Below are 17,354 nucleotides of genomic sequence, written 5' to 3'. Positions count from 1 at the left end.
ATCGATCGTTTTTTTATTTTACCTGCAGTGAATGCTCGTAGGCAGCTTGGAACTTTTGAATGTCCCCCGCACCCATGAATAACACGACACTGTTTTCATGATTTTGCAATATTGATGTTGTGTTCTCCGTAATCAGTTCGGCACCAGGAATTTTATCTTGAAGGTCTTCAATCGATAATTTCCCCTGATGTTCACGAGCAGATCCAAAAATTTCACATAAGTATACTTTGTCGGCCAAATTCAAACTGTCGGCGAATTCATCCAGGAATGCTTGCGTTCTCGAGAAAGTATGCGGCTGGAATACCGCAACAACCTCACGCTCCGGATATTTTTGACGCGCTGAGTCAACAGTTGCTGAGATTTCAGTCGGATGATGCGCATAATCATCAATGATGATCTGACTTCCGATTTCCTTTTCAGAGAACCGGCGTTTAACTCCGCCAAAAGTGCGCAATTGGGCTTTCACAGCTTCCGTATCCAAGTTTTCATATTTACAAAGAGCAATGACACCAAGTGCATTCAAAACATTATGCTTTCCAAAAGTAGGAATAGTAAATGTATCATAGTAATTGTTCCTTACATGCACATCGAAAGTAGTGCCATTCGGAGAGACGGAAACATTTTTCGCTTGAAAATCATTTCCTTCTGCAAATCCGTAAAAAATAACTGGTACTTTCGCCTGAATATGTGGTAAATGCTCATCATCACCGCACGCAATAATGCCTTTGTTGACTTGAAGGGCCATTGCTTGGAATGCCTCGAACACGTCTTCGACATTGGCGTAATAATCAGGGTGATCAAAATCAATATTCGTCATGATTGCATAATCCGGATAATAAGAAAGGAAATGACGACGATATTCACATGCTTCGAATACGAAGTAATCGGAATTCACGATTCCTTTACCCGTTCCATCCCCAATCAGGAAGGATGTCGGTTTTGCGCCACCCATTACATGGGCAAGTAATCCGGTCGTTGATGTTTTTCCATGCGCTCCGGTAACCGCCACACTGATAAAGTTTTTCATGAAATCACCAAGGAAACGGTGATAACGGATGATCGGCAAACCAAGTTCATTTGCCTTCACGATTTCCGGGTGACTATCCGGAAACGCATTTCCTGCAATGATGGTCATTCCAGGTTGTATATTTTCCTCGTTGAAAGGAAGGATTTTAATCCCGGCTTTTTCTAATGCCAATTGTGTAAAAAATTCTTTTTCGTAGTCGGAACCCTGCACTTCAATATTCATATCATGCAGTATTTGTGCAAGAGCACTCATACCCGACCCTTTAATTCCCACAAAATGGTAAGCAGTCATAAAGCGAACCTCCACCAATCGTCTACCTGTATGACAGTATATGACGTCATCTTTTATTTGTTTTTCTTTACGAGACTTGTTAGAAACGCAATTTCTTCATAGGTTTAATGCTTATATTTTCAATCATTCATCAACAAATAACTATTATATCACTTTTTTATTCATTCATCCATGTCAGGCAGATGCCAATTTATCAAATCATTGGCTTTTGCGTCCATTAAGGTGATAACAACGGGTTTTCACCCTTTCACATTATATACAATTTCCTTTTAATCGGTTCTCTTAATTACCATGTAAAAATTCCAGTTCTTCTTCTGTAATCAAAACATCCCTGGGTCTTGATCCTCTGGATTCAGATACGACTCCCTGCTGCTCCATCATTTCTATTAGACGCGCTGCACGGTTATAGCCGACTCTGAAGCGCCTTTGGACGCTCGATGCAGATGCAGCCTGCTGGCTCACGACAAATTCACATGCCTCGAAAAACAGTTCATCCGCTTCTTCAGTGACCTGGGCCCTATTCAGCAAGTCTTCCTGTTCAAAAAGATACTTCGGCTGCTGTTCCAATTTCACGTGGTTGACGACCTGATCTATTTCTTCATCACTTACAAAAGTTCCTTGCAAACGAACAGTTTTTGATGAGCCGTTTTCAGCAAATAACATATCTCCTCTTCCTAACAGCTTTTCTGCTCCCCCACTATCGATAATTGTGCGCGAGTCGACCTGGGAAGAAACAGAGAACGCGATCCTTGTCGGGATATTTGCCTTGATCAAACCAGTGATGACATCGACTGAAGGTCTCTGAGTGGCTACAATTAAATGAATGCCACAGGCCCGGGCTTTTTGAGCAATGCGACAGATCGCCTCCTCGACATCAGCCGGGGACATCATCATTAGATCCGCAAGCTCATCGATGATCACCAGGATATAGGGCAGCTTGTTCGAATATTGACCGGCTTTTTCCGCTTGGTCATTAAAGCGGCTGATATCACGGACACCGGCATGTACAAACAATTCATAGCGTCGTTCCATTTCCTCTACCGCCCATTTCAGCGCAGCCGTAGCGGCCTTTACATCGGTTATGACCGGACTGACCAAATGCGGGATTCGGTTATACGGGGCAAGCTCGACCATTTTCGGATCGATTAATAGTAATTTCAACTCCTGCGGCGTCGCTTTATACAGCAAGCTGACCAGCATGGTGTTGATACAGACACTTTTCCCTGATCCCGTTTGTCCGGCTATTAATCCATGAGGCATTTTTCTCAAATCAGTGATAATCGGCTGACCTGATATATCAAGGCCGAGTGCCACTGCAAGAGGTGATTCATGCTCTTGAAATTCAGTACTTTCCAAAACCTCTCGCAAAAATACCGGCTTGCTTTTCCTATTCGGAATCTCAATCCCAATTGTATGTTTACCCGGAATCGGCGCTTCCATCCGCATATCCTGGGCGGCAAGGCTTAATTTGATGTCATCCATCAGGTTTGTCACTTTATTCACCTTCACTCCCGGTTCCGGATGCACCTCGAAACGAGTCACTGCCGGCCCTTGAGTGACATTGACAACCTTTGCACGAACATTAAAATTTTTCAACGTCTCATCCAGTAATAAAGTTTGTTCCTCGAGCCACTCATCATCATGCACAGCATAAGTAGGAGGTGTCAACAACTCAATATTTGGAAACACATAGTATGGATTATCATCTACTTCCAGTGGACCAAAAGATTCTGGGGCTGCGCTTTGTCTCCCTTCCGCTTTTTCCTCGGAGAAAGCTGCACCATGATTACGACTTTCAGAAATCGATGTTTCTTGGACCGGGTTCGAACCGATATTGGCTTCAACGGCATTTTCGGGCTTGGCGACCTTTTCGGAAACAAAGTTGGTTTCCGTGAAGTTTGCGGGTTCCAGAGTGACAGGAGTCCCATCTTTCAACGAACCCTTGCCTTCCTCCATTTGCCATTCAGGTATGATTTGTTTCGCTTGTCCTACATCCGCTTCATCAGTATTCATTAGAGGTTCCTTATCAAGTGAAACTATACCCCTTTCGACATTAAGGCTTTTTTTTTCCGGGATCATTTTATTCAAGAACTCGTTACTTTTTCGATCTTGCTTAAGCATCATCACATTAAAAGGGATATGTTTTTTCTTTTGTTTAGGCTGTTCATCAGGTATCACAGATGATGGCTCACTTGCATGACTCATTGGTTGAGTTGATAGTACGGCGGTTTCCCGAGGAACCTCTATAGCTTCAGACGGTGCATCTTCAATCTGTTCCATTAAGGATACAGCGACTTCTCGTCCAAAATCATCATGATCGTGTTCATAAGCCTTTTTTTCTTCCACTTGCTTTGTTATAAGTTCAGCGGGCTTGCTTACTGGTTCTTCAGGTTCCGCCTCAATGGAATTTTTACGAAAGAAAGCGGGTATCTCCGACCCTTCCCTTTTTTCTTCTATTTGTTCTGGTGCAAGAACGGATGGTTCTATCGTCAATTCCTCATAGGCTGCTGGAACTTCAGGGATTGATGCTGGAATATCATTATAAAGTTCTTCTTTTTTAAGAACAGGCAATGTGCTTTCTAATTCATATTCAACAATTTTTTCAGAAGGGACGATCTTTTTTTCCGGACGGCGAAATCCATAAATGGGTGAAGGGATTTCCGTTGGGCGGAATGGAGTATTCGACGGGACTATTTTTGGGTTTGGATCCCGATTCGTGCTTCTCCGTTTTGGTTCAGGCTCCCTCACTGGCCTTCTCGTTTCTTTGGTCATGTTACCCTGCTTTGGTTCGCGATCTTCTTTCTTTCTTTCCCTAGGGCTTCTTTTGTTATGCTCCCGATCGGGAATGAGAGGGAACTTGAACTCTCCTTTTGGATATTGAAACAGGATTTTTGTATCCGGATCTTTTGTCTGGGACATTTTTTCCACTGTTTGATTGTAAACTTTTATTTCTTCTTTCTTTTCCTTAGAAATCTTCGAAAAATCCATATTCCTTAAAGTTTCTTCATCAAGCGGTTCATCTATAATAATTTCTTCAATTTCAATAATTTCCTCTGCTTGGAACCATTTTTTCATTTTATTTAGCCATTTCAAACCTATCACTCTTTCTACATCTGTAGTTATGTAACTAATTCTACCAGTTATTTTTAAAATATCGAGAAAATTTAAGCTAAATTGGGATTAGTATGTACATTTTTTTCCGATTCTTTACCGACACTGCGTTTTTCGCCTAACTCCTACCCTACTAAACCCCTTCTGAAAAGAGTTTAAACCTATCCACTGCGAAATAACTTTAGTCCCTAGTCTACTATTTAAATAAAACACCGCTGTTAAATCGCGTTTACAAAGAGATTAAGTTTCCATGCAACCATTTGAGACGTCCGTAACACATGCCATCACCCTATACGAAATCTCCGGTGGCATTCATATAACTGCTGAAACTTATAAAACACCGTTCGTTTAAACCGAACGGTGTTTTGTGGGTTCCAGCGTTTTTTTGCTAAGAAAGGGCCATTTTGACTATTCCGATTCACAAAAGTTGCATACAACTTGTGCGACTGATTTGGCAGCGATCAATAGGGCATCTTCATCTATATCGAATTTAGGATGGTGATTGAAATAAGCCCTTTCCACCCCTTTTGGTTTACAGCCAATGTAAAAGAAGCAGCCAGGAATCTTTTCTGCATAATACGAAAAATCTTCCGAACCTGAGAACATCGGAAATTCCACGACCTTCTTAATATCTTCATCGTTCATACTTTCAAGACTATTTTTCACGAATCCAGTCAGTTCAGGGTCATTATATAACGGTGGATAATCAGGAACATACGACAGTTCACACTGAACACCAAATTCCGTTTCTATCCCTTTAACGATCCGGTGGACTTCCTTATCTATCAGCTTTTGTGTCTCTGCTGTCATATAACGGACATCCCCCTCTATTTCTATACAATCTTTAATGACATTAAAACTACCTTTTCCATCAAAAGAACCGATCGTAACCACACCCATATCAAAAGGGTTCAAGCGACGGCTGATTACGGTTTGCACGGCTGTGACGAAATGGGCACCTGCGACAATGGCGTCATTGGCCATATGCGGGGATGAACCATGACCTCCCATTCCTTTTATTGCTAATTTGAAATAGGTCCTTCCAGCCATCGAAAAGCCGCCGCGATATCCAATTTCCCCAGTTGGATGTGTCGGGAATAAATGAATGCCAAAAACAGCATCCAGTTCATCCAGAGCCCCTGATTCCATAATACTTTTTGCGCCTCCAGGGGGTGTTTCTTCTGCATGTTGATGAATGATTTTAATGGTACCGGAAAGAGAATCTTTTAACTCTACTAGGCAGTCTGCCAGGACCAATAAATAAGCGGTATGGCCATCGTGTCCGCAAGCGTGCATGACACCTTCATTTTTTGACCGGAACGGAACCTCCGTTTCTTCTGTAATCGGCAATGCATCGAAATCGGCACGTAGACCTATCGTTTTCCCTGGTTTCCCGCCTTCGATCGTTACGATGACCCCTAATCCATTTCCTGCATTCGTTTGAATGTCCACATCTTTACCTTTATAAAAATCAATAATATATTGTGCTGTTTTCTCTTCTTTGAAGGAAAGCTCGGGATTCTCATGTAAATGACGGCGGATTTGAACCATTTCCTCTTTACGGGCATCTAGCATATTCATTAATTGATTTTTCAAAATATTTTCCCCCTTTATTTCAATATAAGTTTTTGATCAGGAAGGCCTTTCGAAATGGAAGGCTTCGTTTCGCTCATTTTCCCCCTTGGAATGATGAATAATATGGAAAGTAGCGCAAGTACAGCAAAAATCACATTGGTCGTTAACCCCGCTGCTGCAGCTACCTCCAAATTTTCAATCGTACCATACACTGTGGCGGAGATAGCCACGCCAAATGATCCACCGAGTGAGCTAGCCATTTTATAGATTCCTGACGCCTCTCCGATCTTCTCTACGGGTGCATTGGAAACGGCTGTGTCAATAGATGGGGTTGCGTACATCCCAAGTCCGATTCCCAACAAAGTAAACCCGACAAACACGACGAAAGTGTAAATCGTTCCTGATAAAAATGTTAAGGACATCATGCCAACGCCAATCGCCGCTAATGCACAACCGATGATCATCGGTTTTCTTGCCCCGACGCGCTGCAATATTTTCTCCCCAACACGAATCATCGCTAATACACATACCAAGTATCCAAGGGATAACATTCCGGATTGAAAGGCATTGAACCCTCTCCCTACCTGTACATATGTATTGGCAACTACCAATGTTCCCGCTACTGCATTCAGCAAAAAGTTAGAAAGCGTGGCCCCTGTATAGTATTTGTTCTTAAATAAAGTTAGCTCAATAAACCCATCTGACTTGTTACCTACGATTTTGAAGAATACGAAAAAACCAATGACCAGGATGGCAATTAAACTTAACGTGATTGGACTTGTCCAACCAAAATCATCCCCACGCGTAATGACCAGGTTCAATGCAAGCATAACCATGACAAACACCAATAAACCAGCGATATCGAATTTAGTAGAGCTTGTTTTTTCCGCTCTGCTTTCTGGTGTATCCTTAATCAGGATCATCGCTAGTAAAGCAAAAATAATTGAAAATATGAAAATCCATCTCCAACCCATATATGTCGCAATCGATCCTCCTGCAAAAGAACAGATACCCGAACCTCCCCACGACCCGAAAGACCAGTAGCTTAAGGCACGCTGCCTATTCTCGCCTTCATAATACGATTTGATTAAAGCGATTGTAGACGGCATGATGCAGGCGGCTGAAATACCTTGGATGATTCGCCCGATGATCAGAAATCCGGCATCTTGCGTGAAGATAAGGCAAAGAGAGCCTACGATGCTTAATGATAAACCGATATATGTCATTTTCTTTCTTCCAACCTTATCTGCCAATCCGCCCGCTGCAACGACAAAAATCCCTGAAAATAAAGCTGTTAAACTGATGGCGACATTTAAAACACCTAATGAAATGCCCAGGTCTGATTGAACTACTGGGACAACATTTACCATCGTCTGGGCAAAAAGCCAAAATGTAAGAACACCAAATACAATTCCCATTATCATCTTATTGGTACCTTGATAGTTCGTTTCTATCATGACTCCCCCTTATTGTTAAACATCAGGCTTCCTTTTCACTTAATCGTTGCTCACTGTCTTAATAAAAGAACTAAATCATTTTACTCCTCCTTCATTAAATAATAAGCTTCGCTGCACACCTTCCTGTAAGAAGCCAAATAAAGCTGACCCCATTCTTTTTTTACACACAAAAAAAGGACAGAGAAGGGTTGCGTAAACTTACTGCTCCCCTTCTCTGTCCTTTTTACCTGAGAGTTTAACTCCATTTTATTTTCTGGAGATTTCCCCTTTGGTGGCGTCATGTTTCATACGCGCTCTCCAGAGTTGCGTCCAGTTGCGGTTCCATTTACCTGAGAGATTTGATCCAAGGGCTATTTTTGGAACTTGCTCCTTCGGTGGCTTCATACTTTGCACTCTCCCACAACGTTCATCCGCTGTATAATTTAAATATTCAGATTATTTAATTCATGAACCAATTCTGACTGAGACTCATACCAGTCCCTCTTCACCATTAGTAATAATCTTTATTTTCAAAATAATCTAACTATATTATCACCCATGCTAAGATAAATTTCAACACCATTAAACAGAACACTCCAAAGATATCCCTCTTGGAACTATGATTTCTTACGGCTGAAAATAAAAATTCCTTGCTGCTTTGTAAGCACGCTTCCTTTTCATTGAACATATGGACTGAAAAACTTCTCACTCTACTAAACTTGCACATGGTACACCATAAAAAAAGGACCACTGCCGCTGGAACTATTCCATCCTGACACGGTCCTATGTTTTTCAATGATTCATTGTTCACGCTTTTTGTTTTTACCCATAATGAATATGGGCTCCAACTCATTTTCTTCGTAAAGGAATGATAGAGCCGTTATCGGTACATGACCGCTCGCAAAGAAGCTCATGGCCATTTGTGCCAGAATATCATATCCCGTATCGTTCATCACATCTGCAATGATGATGACATCCTGATGCGGAATGGCCACCGCCATTGTTCCCTCCATCTTGTCTTTCATGTCCCGAAGCCAGGATTCGTTAAGAATTCGGCTAGCATCATATCCATCATTGGTGTTTAAAAAGTAAAATTTATTATCGGCGACGATATCCGACTTCATTTCAGTGGAAAGGGAACGGGCATTGAAAAGGGCAATTTCACGGATCCTGTCACCCTGCCAATTTTCCCGTTGAATCATCTTTTCATCAATCAGACGGTAGGTTTTCCCCAAATCGAGTGCATAAAGAACCCGGGTTTCAGCCGTATGCTCATCGAATAAAAAGGGATTTCCTTCTTCTGATTCCATTGGAAAGGAAGTCGAACGGATGACAGGGAAAATGGATTTCTCCTTGCCTTCCATGCTGTGTTCTCCCCCCATTACATTCAAGGCCTCTTCCACGTAATAGGCAACCTCATCGATGGCTTTTTCCTGCACGTTTTCATAGTTAGCAAGGACAGGTGGCAACTCGATGGTGATCCCCTTCCCGGTTTTCACATTTTCCACCCGTAACGTATCTTGCTTGCTATCGAATTTGAATGATCGGTTATCATCTTTTAAACGATCCTTCAAGATATTTTTCAGCTTCGTGCTGTCCATTTTCATGTTTGACCCTCCTCTTCATTGAAAAATCCCCAGCGAGAAGGGGAAATTGATTATAGTGATTGAATGAATTCCTCAATTTGTTCTTGTGTTTTGCGATCCTTGCTCACGAATCTGCCTAGCTCTTTGCCATTATCATAAGCAATGAAACTTGGTATACCGAATACATCATTAGCGGCACACACATCGATGAATTCATCACGATCTACATGAATGAATGTAAAATCCGGAAATTTCGTTTCAATCTCGGGCATGATCGGTTCGATTACACGGCAATCTCCACACCAAGTTGCTGAAAATAGAAAAATATGTTTGCCTTCATTTTTTAATGCATCATATTGCTCCACAGTTTGTAAATTTTCCATTTGAATATTCCTCCTGCTCTAAATGATACCTTAGGTTTTATAATCCCATCATACCAGACTCTCCAGAAATCAACCATTAATACGGATTGGTTGAATGACAGCACTTTTACTTATTTCTGCGGCACAGATGAAACGACTTCCATCATTTGTTTCGCATCGGTTTTTAGATGATCCTTATCCGTTTCGGTTGTCAACTTGACTCCACCGATCCCCACTGCTAGCTCATACTTTTCTTTCGGTGACTCTTTAATCGAGATAAAGCCGAACTTATCATCATTTTGAAATGAATGCAGCACTACATATTGATCATCTTGTTCCTTTATCGCCAAAAATAAGACGGAGCTGTCTTCCTTTTCATTTGGATTGACAAATAATATATAAATCTTATCACCTTTTTGTAAAATCAAATTATTATCATGTTCTTCCACTACTTTAAAATCCTTTGGCAGATATACCTGAATAAGCCCTGCCTCAATATTGGGCTGTTTTTCATCGTTTCGAAATGCCAATTCTGCGGCCTTCTCTGCTTTTTTTGTTTGTCTATCGATACTGGAGCAGCTCACAACCAAACTGCTCAATATCAGGAAAATAATAAGAAATTTTTTATTCGATAAAGCCATTGTCATTCCTCCAGCCGTCACTTTTACTCTCTTATGCATACTATTATCCTTATTTATGAAATTCATCCATTTTCTCAAAACATGATACAATGAAAGCAATTTAAATTCAGAGGAGGAAAACCATGAAATTAACCGTTTATCTTGCTGGGGAAATACATTCAAATTGGAGAAGTGAGTTGAGAGATAAGGCCGCTGCCTTGAAGCTTCCGTTAGAATTTGTCGGTCCGATGGAAAACCATGAACGGTCCGATCATATTGGTGAAGATATTCTTGGTGAACAACCGAACTCGATTCAAAAGGATATGGCCGCTTCCCAAATTAATAATTTGCGGACAGGTCTTTTGATGAAAAAGGCTGACCTAGTCGTTGCTCTGTTTGGCGAAAAATATAAACAATGGAATACCGCCATGGACGCAAGCACTGCCGTTTCACTCGGTAAACCGCTTATTTTGATCCGCCCCGAATCCCATCACCATGCCTTAAAGGAATTATCAGAAAAGGCGAGTGTCACGGTCGAATCCGTGAATCAAGCCATGAAGGTGCTCTCTTATATTTTTGAAGATGGATTGTGATTCTCCCTTGACGAGCCAATCATGCCTGCCATTCTAGAATGCATGCATTCATCAAGGAAAAAGGGAAAACGATTATGTACAATCAAACCGCAAAAAGCTTGTAGGGAAGCAGAATAACCCACCCTACAAGCGAAATGCATTTAAACTTATCTCTTTTTAATGGGAATCCAAATTTCCGAGTAATAATCAGGGTTTGATGCGTCATCATTTGAGTATACTTCCAGTTCAGGAGTTCCGGCATGTTCATAACCACTTGTAGGAAACCATTCGGAAAAAATTTGCTTCCACGCTTTTTGAATGGCATCTGGCATAGGTCCGTGAACTTCAAATGCAACCCACTTGGAAGCCGGTATCATAAGGGTTGAAAACTCTTCGGGCACTTTCCCGGCATACTCTGCAGCTATCCAATAATCCATCGTTTCATTTTTTTCCTCTGCCCTCTTATCTACACACACACCGAGCAATCCAACTATTTGGCCATTGTTCAACTGCCCTAACCTGTCGCTCGTTCCATCCGCATTCACTTTCTCCCACAACTTCGGAATCCCAACCAAATTTCCTTCATTAACCAAAGAAAACTCTTGCTTGATTCCAATCAATTGAAATGAATCTCTTTCAAGAATATTGTATTTCATCGGTTTTTCCCCTTTCAAAATCACCTGTATCACCAGGCGTTCATAGAATTTCAGCTTCCCCATATACTTCCGGGCTTCACTTGGAGATACTCCGTGCTGCCTTCGAAAAGCTTTTGAGAAGGCCTCGGGAGTGTCGTAGCCATACTTGTAGGCTAAATCAATGACCTTGCCATTTGTGCTTGATATTTCCTGAGCCGCCAAGGTCAATCTTCGGCGCCGGATATATTCACCAACGGATATATCCGTTAAGATGGTGAACGTCCGTTGAAAGTGAAAAGCGGAGGCATTCGCTTCCCAGGAAATATTCTCGATTGTCAGGTCATCCAATAAGTGCTCCTCGATATAGTCGAGTGCCTTTTGGATCGATTCAATCCACCCCATCCCCCTCACTCCTTGTCATCTATACTAGCAACCCCACAAATTAAAATCCTGTCAAATTTTGCTCTGTTGCGGCAGTATTCCATTGAATCGCTCGTCGAATGGATATCCTACTGCTGAAATATCAAAAATGAAGCATACGTTCATGCCAGTAATTCATACATTCTACTTTTTCATTTTCATTTTATACTCGTGTTGACCTGCAAGCATCCTCATGATATGAAGGAACATATCTCCCCTGGTGATTCGCTCATTTGTAAACACGCCGATCGCTCCTTCTTTTTTGCTAATATTCTCTTGCTTTGTGAAATTGTCCATCACCGGTCCCAGTTCTTCGCCGCCCAGCAGCTTCTCAGCTACAATTTCGGGCAGTGGAACTCTCGCACCGCCTGCAACATAGACCTCGCCGTCTCTCGTTGCCATCGCACCCCAATTACACAGAAATAGGCCTTGTTCCATTTTCACGACGCCGCCTTCAAGACCAATACCGATTTCGGCATCACTGTGAATCAAGCAATTCAGGGCACGCGTCTTTGCCCCATCCATCGTTTCTTCATCTGAAAATGGCTGTTCCGAGACCCCGCTTTCCACTTGGAGTGATATGATATCAGCTTTTTCATATACGCCCAGCACAGCCTTTACCTTCGCCGGATTTTTACTGCCCACTGCTATTTTCATAATAGTTACCTTCCTTCTATGCAAAAAAAAACTGATGGAAAAGGATATCTGACTGTATCCCTTTCCATTTCAGCTTCCTCAATCAACCGTTATTTATCAATGTTTCAAATGTCGTTTTATCACAGGAACGAACCAATTTTCCAATCAATTCACGTGCAGCGGCATAATCATCAATATGAATCATGGATGCATGTGTATGAATATAGCGTGAACAAATACCAATCACACCACTTGGAATTCCCTCATTTGCAATATGGACCTTGCCTGCATCCGTGCCGCCTTGGGATACGAAATATTGATACGGAATATCATTAGACTCTGCTGTATCAAGGATGAATTCCCTCATGCCGCGATGTGTAACCATGGAACGATCAAGAATGCGGAGCAGTGCCCCTTTCCCCAGCTGGCCAAATTCACTTTTACTGCCTGACATATCGTTTGCCGGGCTTGCATCCAAAGCGAAGAAAATATCCGGTTTGATCATATGAGCCGCCGTTTGCGCCCCCCGTAATCCCACTTCCTCCTGCACGGTTGCTCCGGAATATAAGACATTCGGTAATGTCTCATCTTTCAGATCTTTTAACAACTCGATTGCCAGTCCGCAACCATAGCGATTATCCCAGGCTTTTGCGAGAATCTTTTTCTCATTGGCCATCGGCGTGAATGGACAAATCGGCACAATCTGCTGACCAGGCTTAATTCCGATTCTCTTCACATCTTCCTTATCATCCGCACCAATATCAATAAGCATATTTTTGATATCCATTGGTTTTGAGCGTTGTGATTCATCAAGTAAATGAGGCGGAATCGAACCGATGACACCAATGACAGGACCATTATCGGTAATGATTTCCACTCTTTGTGCCAAAAGCACCTGACTCCACCAGCCACCTAGAGTCTGAAAGCGAATCATTCCATTTTCCGTTACTGAGGTGACCATGAAGCCTACTTCATCCATATGCCCGGCAACAAGGACAGTGGGTCCTTCTTCATTCCCTCTTTTTACGCCAAAGATTCCGCCAAGCCGGTCTTGGACGATTTCATCTGAATATTTTCCAAGCTCACCCCTCATGAAACTCCGAACTGCATGTTCATTTCCCGAGGCACCTGGTAATTCCGTCAATGTCTTAAAAAGTTCTAAAGTCTCATGATTCATCTTTCTACCCCTAACCTATGTATTGTTTCTTACTATTTTACAGAACTTAGCATCATGTTTACACTAGATAGTTCTAACTTATCAGTTAATGGTTAAAATTTCAAATTGTTAGTCAAATAAAGCGTTCTTCTGTATACTAGAAGAAGTGATTGAAAAAAAGCAATGGAGGAGAAATCAATGAATTGGAAAACGTTTTTACTAGGTACTGTTGCCGGGTTCGCTGCTGGCTATGCGACAAAACAAATATTGGATCAATCTAGCAAACCTTCTCCGGATAAAGTGTTAGCCCAAGTGAAGGAAACAGTCAAAAAGGATGGAAATATATATGGCTCATGGATCTTGATGAAGCCGGAAAACTATACAAAAAATGATTTGGACTATGAAGTGTATAAAGGCGGGATCACTAGAAACACAGAGGGAAAACGCGAGCAATTCGAATTTGTTGCAGATGCCTCTACAGGAACGATCTTGGAGCTTAATGCGCAAAATGATTGAAACAAGAGGAGGGCCGTCAAAATGACGTCCTCCTTTCGCTATCCCACTTACCGCTTCCGTTTCAATTCGGCTACTATCCCCTTACCTGTTGCATCCCATTTGATTGCACGGTAATGGGCATCATGGTAAAAGCTATACCATGACCCCTTTTCCAGTCCGGATTTCATCCACTTTTCCTTCGCCTCGATGGAAGTCATCGGATAATCATCATAAGCGAGTACCCAGAGGACATTCGCATGTGCATGCGTCGGCATGATATCTGCCATATGGATCAACCTATCCTCACCATCCTCAAGGATGATGATCGCATGTCCATCACTATGCCCCCCTGTATGGATCATTTTAATACCGTCCGTAATTTCTTTCTCTCCTTCAAAAGGACGCACAAGAGAAGCGACTGCTTCCCAGTTTTCAGACCAATATGTACTTTTTGAACGAATATTGGGGTTTTGCATTTCTTTCCATTCAGTTTGTGTCGTAATAATTTCTGCACGCTCGAAAACAGGGACCCAAGTTTCACCTTCACGTTTCGTCAAACCACATGCATGGTCGAAGTGCAGATGGGTCATTAAAATGTAATCGATATCATTTGGCCCTATCCCAAGACTGCCAAGATCCTCAACAAGATTGGATTCCTCCGTCACCCCAAAATTCCGTCTTTGCTTATCATTCATCTTCCCATTACCAATCCCTGAATCGATTAGCATGTTCAACCCATTTGTCTGCACTAAAATTGGATCCGTACGTAACTCGATCTGGTTATTTTCGTTAACAGGATACTTCTTGGACCAGAGCGGTTTCGGTACAACACCAAACATTGCACCGCCATCCAAGTGAGTCACACCGCCATTCAGCCATGTTAATTTAATTTCCCCGATTTGCAAAGTTTCCATTTTACCCCTCCTCTCCCTTTAGTTTAACATCCACTTCCAATTATTGAAATTGATAACAGTCATCCCATCGGTAGGAATAAAAAACACTCTTATTTATCCTATACGATTTACCCAATGAAAATCTTTCTTATCGGCTTAAGGTGTTATAACATTTGATCCATAACTTAATATCATGAAAAATGCCTGTCAACAAGCAGATGTTTTATCGAGAGGTTTACGGCAGCCTTCATTGCTTCTGCACGCAAAGAGCGCAGTGATTTATTTCTTAAACCACATAAAAACCAGATGCAGTGCACCTGGTTTCTAATCGAACATTATTGGAACATTGCTTCCAATCGGTATATCCGGTTTCCTTTACTCGAGAACTTCTCTTCATATTCAGTCATGATATTCCCTTCAAAGCTGCTGTTATGCAGATCAAGGCTTACATATTTCAAGAGCATGCCGTATTCGGATATACTCTTCAATGAAGATTCGAATAATCCTTGGTTATCCGTCTTGAAGTGAATCTCTCCCTGGTCTGGCAGGATACCTTCATAGACTTCAAGGAATGTCTTATACGTTAACCGACGTTTAGCATGACGTGATTTCGGCCATGGATCAGAGAAATTCAAGTAGACGCGATCAACGTCACCTTTTTCAAAATATTCCCCTAAGTTCGCAGCATCGACATTCAACAGCTTTAAATTTGGCACTTCCGCCTCAATCAGCAAGTCCAGTGCAGCTACAATGACGCTTCTATATACTTCTATTCCAATGAAATTCACATCAGGATGAGCCTTCGCCATTTCTGTAATGAAACGGCCTTTCCCCGTACCCACTTCAATATATAACGGATTATCGTTACCGAAAACTTCATGCCATTTACCTTTATGGCTCACTGGCTGCTGAATTACATATTGTGGAAAATCATTCAAACGGTCTTCAGCCCAAGGTTTATTTCTTAAACGCATGATGACACCCCTATTTATAAATATAATCGTTCAAACCATAACACGAGTGGATGGATTCCTGCAAGTTGATTTTTTCAGGAAAAGCCTGTATGTACCCACTGAATCCACAAAAAAACCGCCGTCCATCCAGGCGGCAGTCCCTGTAGTTTTCATGTATAAAACTTTCCGCAAAACACACCATAAATAAGTGAAGGGCAGGCGAAAACACCTGAGAATCCCTTAGATCCATATTTAAGAAAGGAGAAAAATTATAATGCCGCTTTCCCATGAACATCAAATGTCACTATTAAAAGATATTTTAACCAATCATCAATCAGACTGCTGCGGATCCGTTTCTGAATGTGAGCAGGTTGAAAGGCTCGTCAAATCCTTAATGATCAATATGGATATTGATAGCAATGTGAAAACGATACTGACAGAGATTTACGAATACAGTCAGACAGGCATCGGTGCCGCTGATTTAGATGCACATATTACAACCCACCAGAATGACTTATCCCAGTGGGTGGATGACATGGATCAATACGGATCAGTCAACCGTTAATAATGCTTCAAGTTTTTGCAGTAAATCATTTCTTTCCTCGTACCGCTTTCTACGATGATGCCATTGGATGGAAAGCACAAGTTGTGAAACCGTGTGCCATTTCATCCTCATCTCCAGGCCTGCGTCAAGCTTCTTGCCATATCGGGCAAGCCACTGCTTCCATTCATTCCTTGGGACGTAAGAATACAGAAGTATTCCGAGGTCAATGGCCGGATCGCCAATGACCGCTCCGTCCCAATCAATTAGGAACAATCCGTCGGTTTCCGTCATAAGCCAATTATTATGGTTCACATCACAATGACAGACGACTTTTTCGTCACATTCAATCAATAGGAGATTGTTCTGTAAAAAATGAATGGCTTGCTTGATAATCGGTATTTCCGTAACATCCGAAGTTAACCCGGTTTCTATGTCTGTAAGTATACTTTCAGGTCGTAAAGGGGATTTCCCAAGCCTTTTGAGCATGCTTAACAAAGGATCGGATTGATGAATTTTTTGAAGCAGCTTTGCGACTCTTATATTGTTCATTTCCTGCTGAGATAGCTCCCTGCCTTCCATCCAATGCTGGGCCGTAATTACATCCCCATTTTCCAGGCGTTTTGTCCACATTAACTTTGGAACAATGCCCTCAGCTGATAGAACAGCTAAAAATGGCGATGAATTTCGTTTAAGGAAGAGCTTCTGCCCATCTTTTTCGGCAATAAAGGCTTCTCCCGTAGCTCCTCCAGCAGGGGATATATCCCACTCCTGACCTAATAAATGTTCCAACTGGTTCACCTTCGATTTCCTCGCTTAATCATACAAATGTGGGTACGTTCACCTAGTGTATGTATTACCACTACTTTGAGTCCATGTTTAATAAAAAATCCGCCTGCTGGCGAAGCTGCATATATACGTGCATCGGGATGACACCCGCAATTAAAAACATCCTCATTTTTGAGAAATAAAAAAATAGCTATTGAGCAATTTAACAATAGCCATAAATTAAATTTTAGTTGAAAAACGGTTTCTTCGTCAAGTA

Annotated in this window: 16 protein-coding genes and 1 riboswitch; of the genes, 3 read left to right on the top strand and 13 right to left on the bottom strand. The window is 41.8% G+C overall.

All coding sequences use genetic code 11. From position 1 onward, the window contains the following. Positions 1–13 precede the first annotated feature (13 nt). From murC to ACQKMH_RS02445, 7 genes are all read right to left on the bottom strand, one after another. Positions 14–1,318, bottom strand: coding sequence for a UDP-N-acetylmuramate--L-alanine ligase (gene murC, locus ACQKMH_RS02475; RefSeq protein WP_427585924.1), 1,305 nt, complete (start codon positions 1,316–1,318; stop codon positions 14–16). 282 nt (positions 1,319–1,600) lie between these two features. Continuing rightward, positions 1,601–4,411 (bottom strand): DNA translocase FtsK, encoded by a 2,811-nt coding sequence (locus tag ACQKMH_RS02470; protein ID WP_427585923.1) that lies wholly within the window; start codon positions 4,409–4,411, stop codon positions 1,601–1,603. A 426-nt stretch (positions 4,412–4,837) separates the two neighbouring features. Then, on the bottom strand, positions 4,838–6,025 hold the full coding sequence (locus tag ACQKMH_RS02465; protein ID WP_427585922.1) for a M20 family metallopeptidase: 1,188 nt from the start codon (positions 6,023–6,025) through the stop codon (positions 4,838–4,840). A gap of 14 nt (positions 6,026–6,039) precedes the next feature. Continuing rightward, positions 6,040–7,461: an MFS transporter gene (locus tag ACQKMH_RS02460; RefSeq protein ID WP_427585921.1), complete on the bottom strand. Its 1,422-nt coding sequence runs from the start codon at positions 7,459–7,461 to the stop codon at positions 6,040–6,042. A 306-nt stretch (positions 7,462–7,767) separates the two neighbouring features. Beyond that, a riboswitch (glycine riboswitch) is annotated at positions 7,768–7,871 on the bottom strand. Positions 7,872–8,240: 369 nt separating this feature from the next. Then, positions 8,241–9,047, bottom strand: a complete 807-nt coding sequence (locus ACQKMH_RS02455) for a DUF1444 domain-containing protein (protein WP_427585920.1) — start codon at positions 9,045–9,047, stop codon at positions 8,241–8,243. Positions 9,048–9,097: 50 nt separating this feature from the next. After that, positions 9,098–9,409, bottom strand: a complete 312-nt coding sequence (locus ACQKMH_RS02450; protein ID WP_076364640.1) for a thioredoxin family protein — start codon at positions 9,407–9,409, stop codon at positions 9,098–9,100. A gap of 110 nt (positions 9,410–9,519) precedes the next feature. Then, entirely contained in the window at positions 9,520–10,068 is a 549-nt protein-coding gene (locus tag ACQKMH_RS02445) for a hypothetical protein (RefSeq protein WP_427585919.1), read from the bottom strand. A gap of 83 nt (positions 10,069–10,151) precedes the next feature. Here ACQKMH_RS02445 and ACQKMH_RS02440 point away from each other — a divergent pair, with 83 nt between their 5' ends. Further along, positions 10,152–10,601 carry a YtoQ family protein gene (locus ACQKMH_RS02440; RefSeq protein WP_427585918.1) on the top strand — a complete coding sequence of 150 codons (450 nt, stop codon included), beginning with the start codon at positions 10,152–10,154 and terminating at the stop codon, positions 10,599–10,601. 146 nt (positions 10,602–10,747) lie between these two features. Here ACQKMH_RS02440 and ACQKMH_RS02435 read toward each other — a convergent pair whose 3' ends face one another. The 3 genes from ACQKMH_RS02435 to ACQKMH_RS02425 all read right to left on the bottom strand — a co-directional run bounded on the left by ACQKMH_RS02435 (position 10,748) and on the right by ACQKMH_RS02425 (position 13,448). Further along, the gene (locus ACQKMH_RS02435) at positions 10,748–11,617 is read right to left on the bottom strand and encodes an AraC family transcriptional regulator (RefSeq protein WP_427585917.1); all 870 of its coding nucleotides are present in this window, start codon (positions 11,615–11,617) and stop codon (positions 10,748–10,750) included. A 162-nt stretch (positions 11,618–11,779) separates the two neighbouring features. Next, a complete protein-coding gene (locus ACQKMH_RS02430; protein ID WP_427585916.1) occupies positions 11,780–12,292 on the bottom strand; it encodes a DUF84 family protein in 513 nt (170 codons plus the stop codon). Positions 12,293–12,374: 82 nt separating this feature from the next. Beyond that, positions 12,375–13,448 carry a M42 family metallopeptidase gene (locus ACQKMH_RS02425; protein WP_427585915.1) on the bottom strand — a complete coding sequence of 358 codons (1,074 nt, stop codon included), beginning with the start codon at positions 13,446–13,448 and terminating at the stop codon, positions 12,375–12,377. Positions 13,449–13,625: 177 nt separating this feature from the next. Here ACQKMH_RS02425 and ACQKMH_RS02420 point away from each other — a divergent pair, with 177 nt between their 5' ends. Beyond that, complete coding sequence (locus tag ACQKMH_RS02420; RefSeq protein WP_427585914.1) at positions 13,626–13,943, top strand: hypothetical protein; 318 nt, start codon at positions 13,626–13,628, stop codon at positions 13,941–13,943. Between the two features lie 47 nt (positions 13,944–13,990). Here ACQKMH_RS02420 and ACQKMH_RS02415 read toward each other — a convergent pair whose 3' ends face one another. Together ACQKMH_RS02415 and trmB are read right to left on the bottom strand one after the other, a co-directional pair. Then, positions 13,991–14,836 (bottom strand): YtnP family quorum-quenching lactonase, encoded by an 846-nt coding sequence (locus ACQKMH_RS02415; RefSeq protein WP_427585913.1) that lies wholly within the window; start codon positions 14,834–14,836, stop codon positions 13,991–13,993. A gap of 314 nt (positions 14,837–15,150) precedes the next feature. Next, positions 15,151–15,789, bottom strand: coding sequence for a tRNA (guanosine(46)-N7)-methyltransferase TrmB (gene trmB / locus ACQKMH_RS02410; protein WP_427585912.1), 639 nt, complete (start codon positions 15,787–15,789; stop codon positions 15,151–15,153). A 253-nt stretch (positions 15,790–16,042) separates the two neighbouring features. Between trmB and ACQKMH_RS02405 the strand changes: the two genes are divergently transcribed. Continuing rightward, on the top strand, positions 16,043–16,333 hold the full coding sequence (locus ACQKMH_RS02405; RefSeq protein ID WP_427585911.1) for a YtzH-like family protein: 291 nt from the start codon (positions 16,043–16,045) through the stop codon (positions 16,331–16,333). Here ACQKMH_RS02405 and ACQKMH_RS02400 read toward each other — a convergent pair. Next, a complete protein-coding gene (locus tag ACQKMH_RS02400; protein WP_230154535.1) occupies positions 16,319–17,101 on the bottom strand; it encodes a phosphotransferase family protein in 783 nt (260 codons plus the stop codon). The genes ACQKMH_RS02405 and ACQKMH_RS02400 overlap by 15 nt on opposite strands. Between the last annotated feature and the right edge of the window lie 253 nt (positions 17,102–17,354).

It is taken from the genome of Peribacillus sp. NPDC097895 (genome assembly GCF_050277555.1).
In the GTDB taxonomy this organism is placed as follows: domain Bacteria; phylum Bacillota; class Bacilli; order Bacillales; family DSM-1321; genus Peribacillus.
The sequence above is the reverse complement of the archived record's forward strand: the minus strand, read 5'-3'. Positions and strand labels throughout refer to the sequence as shown.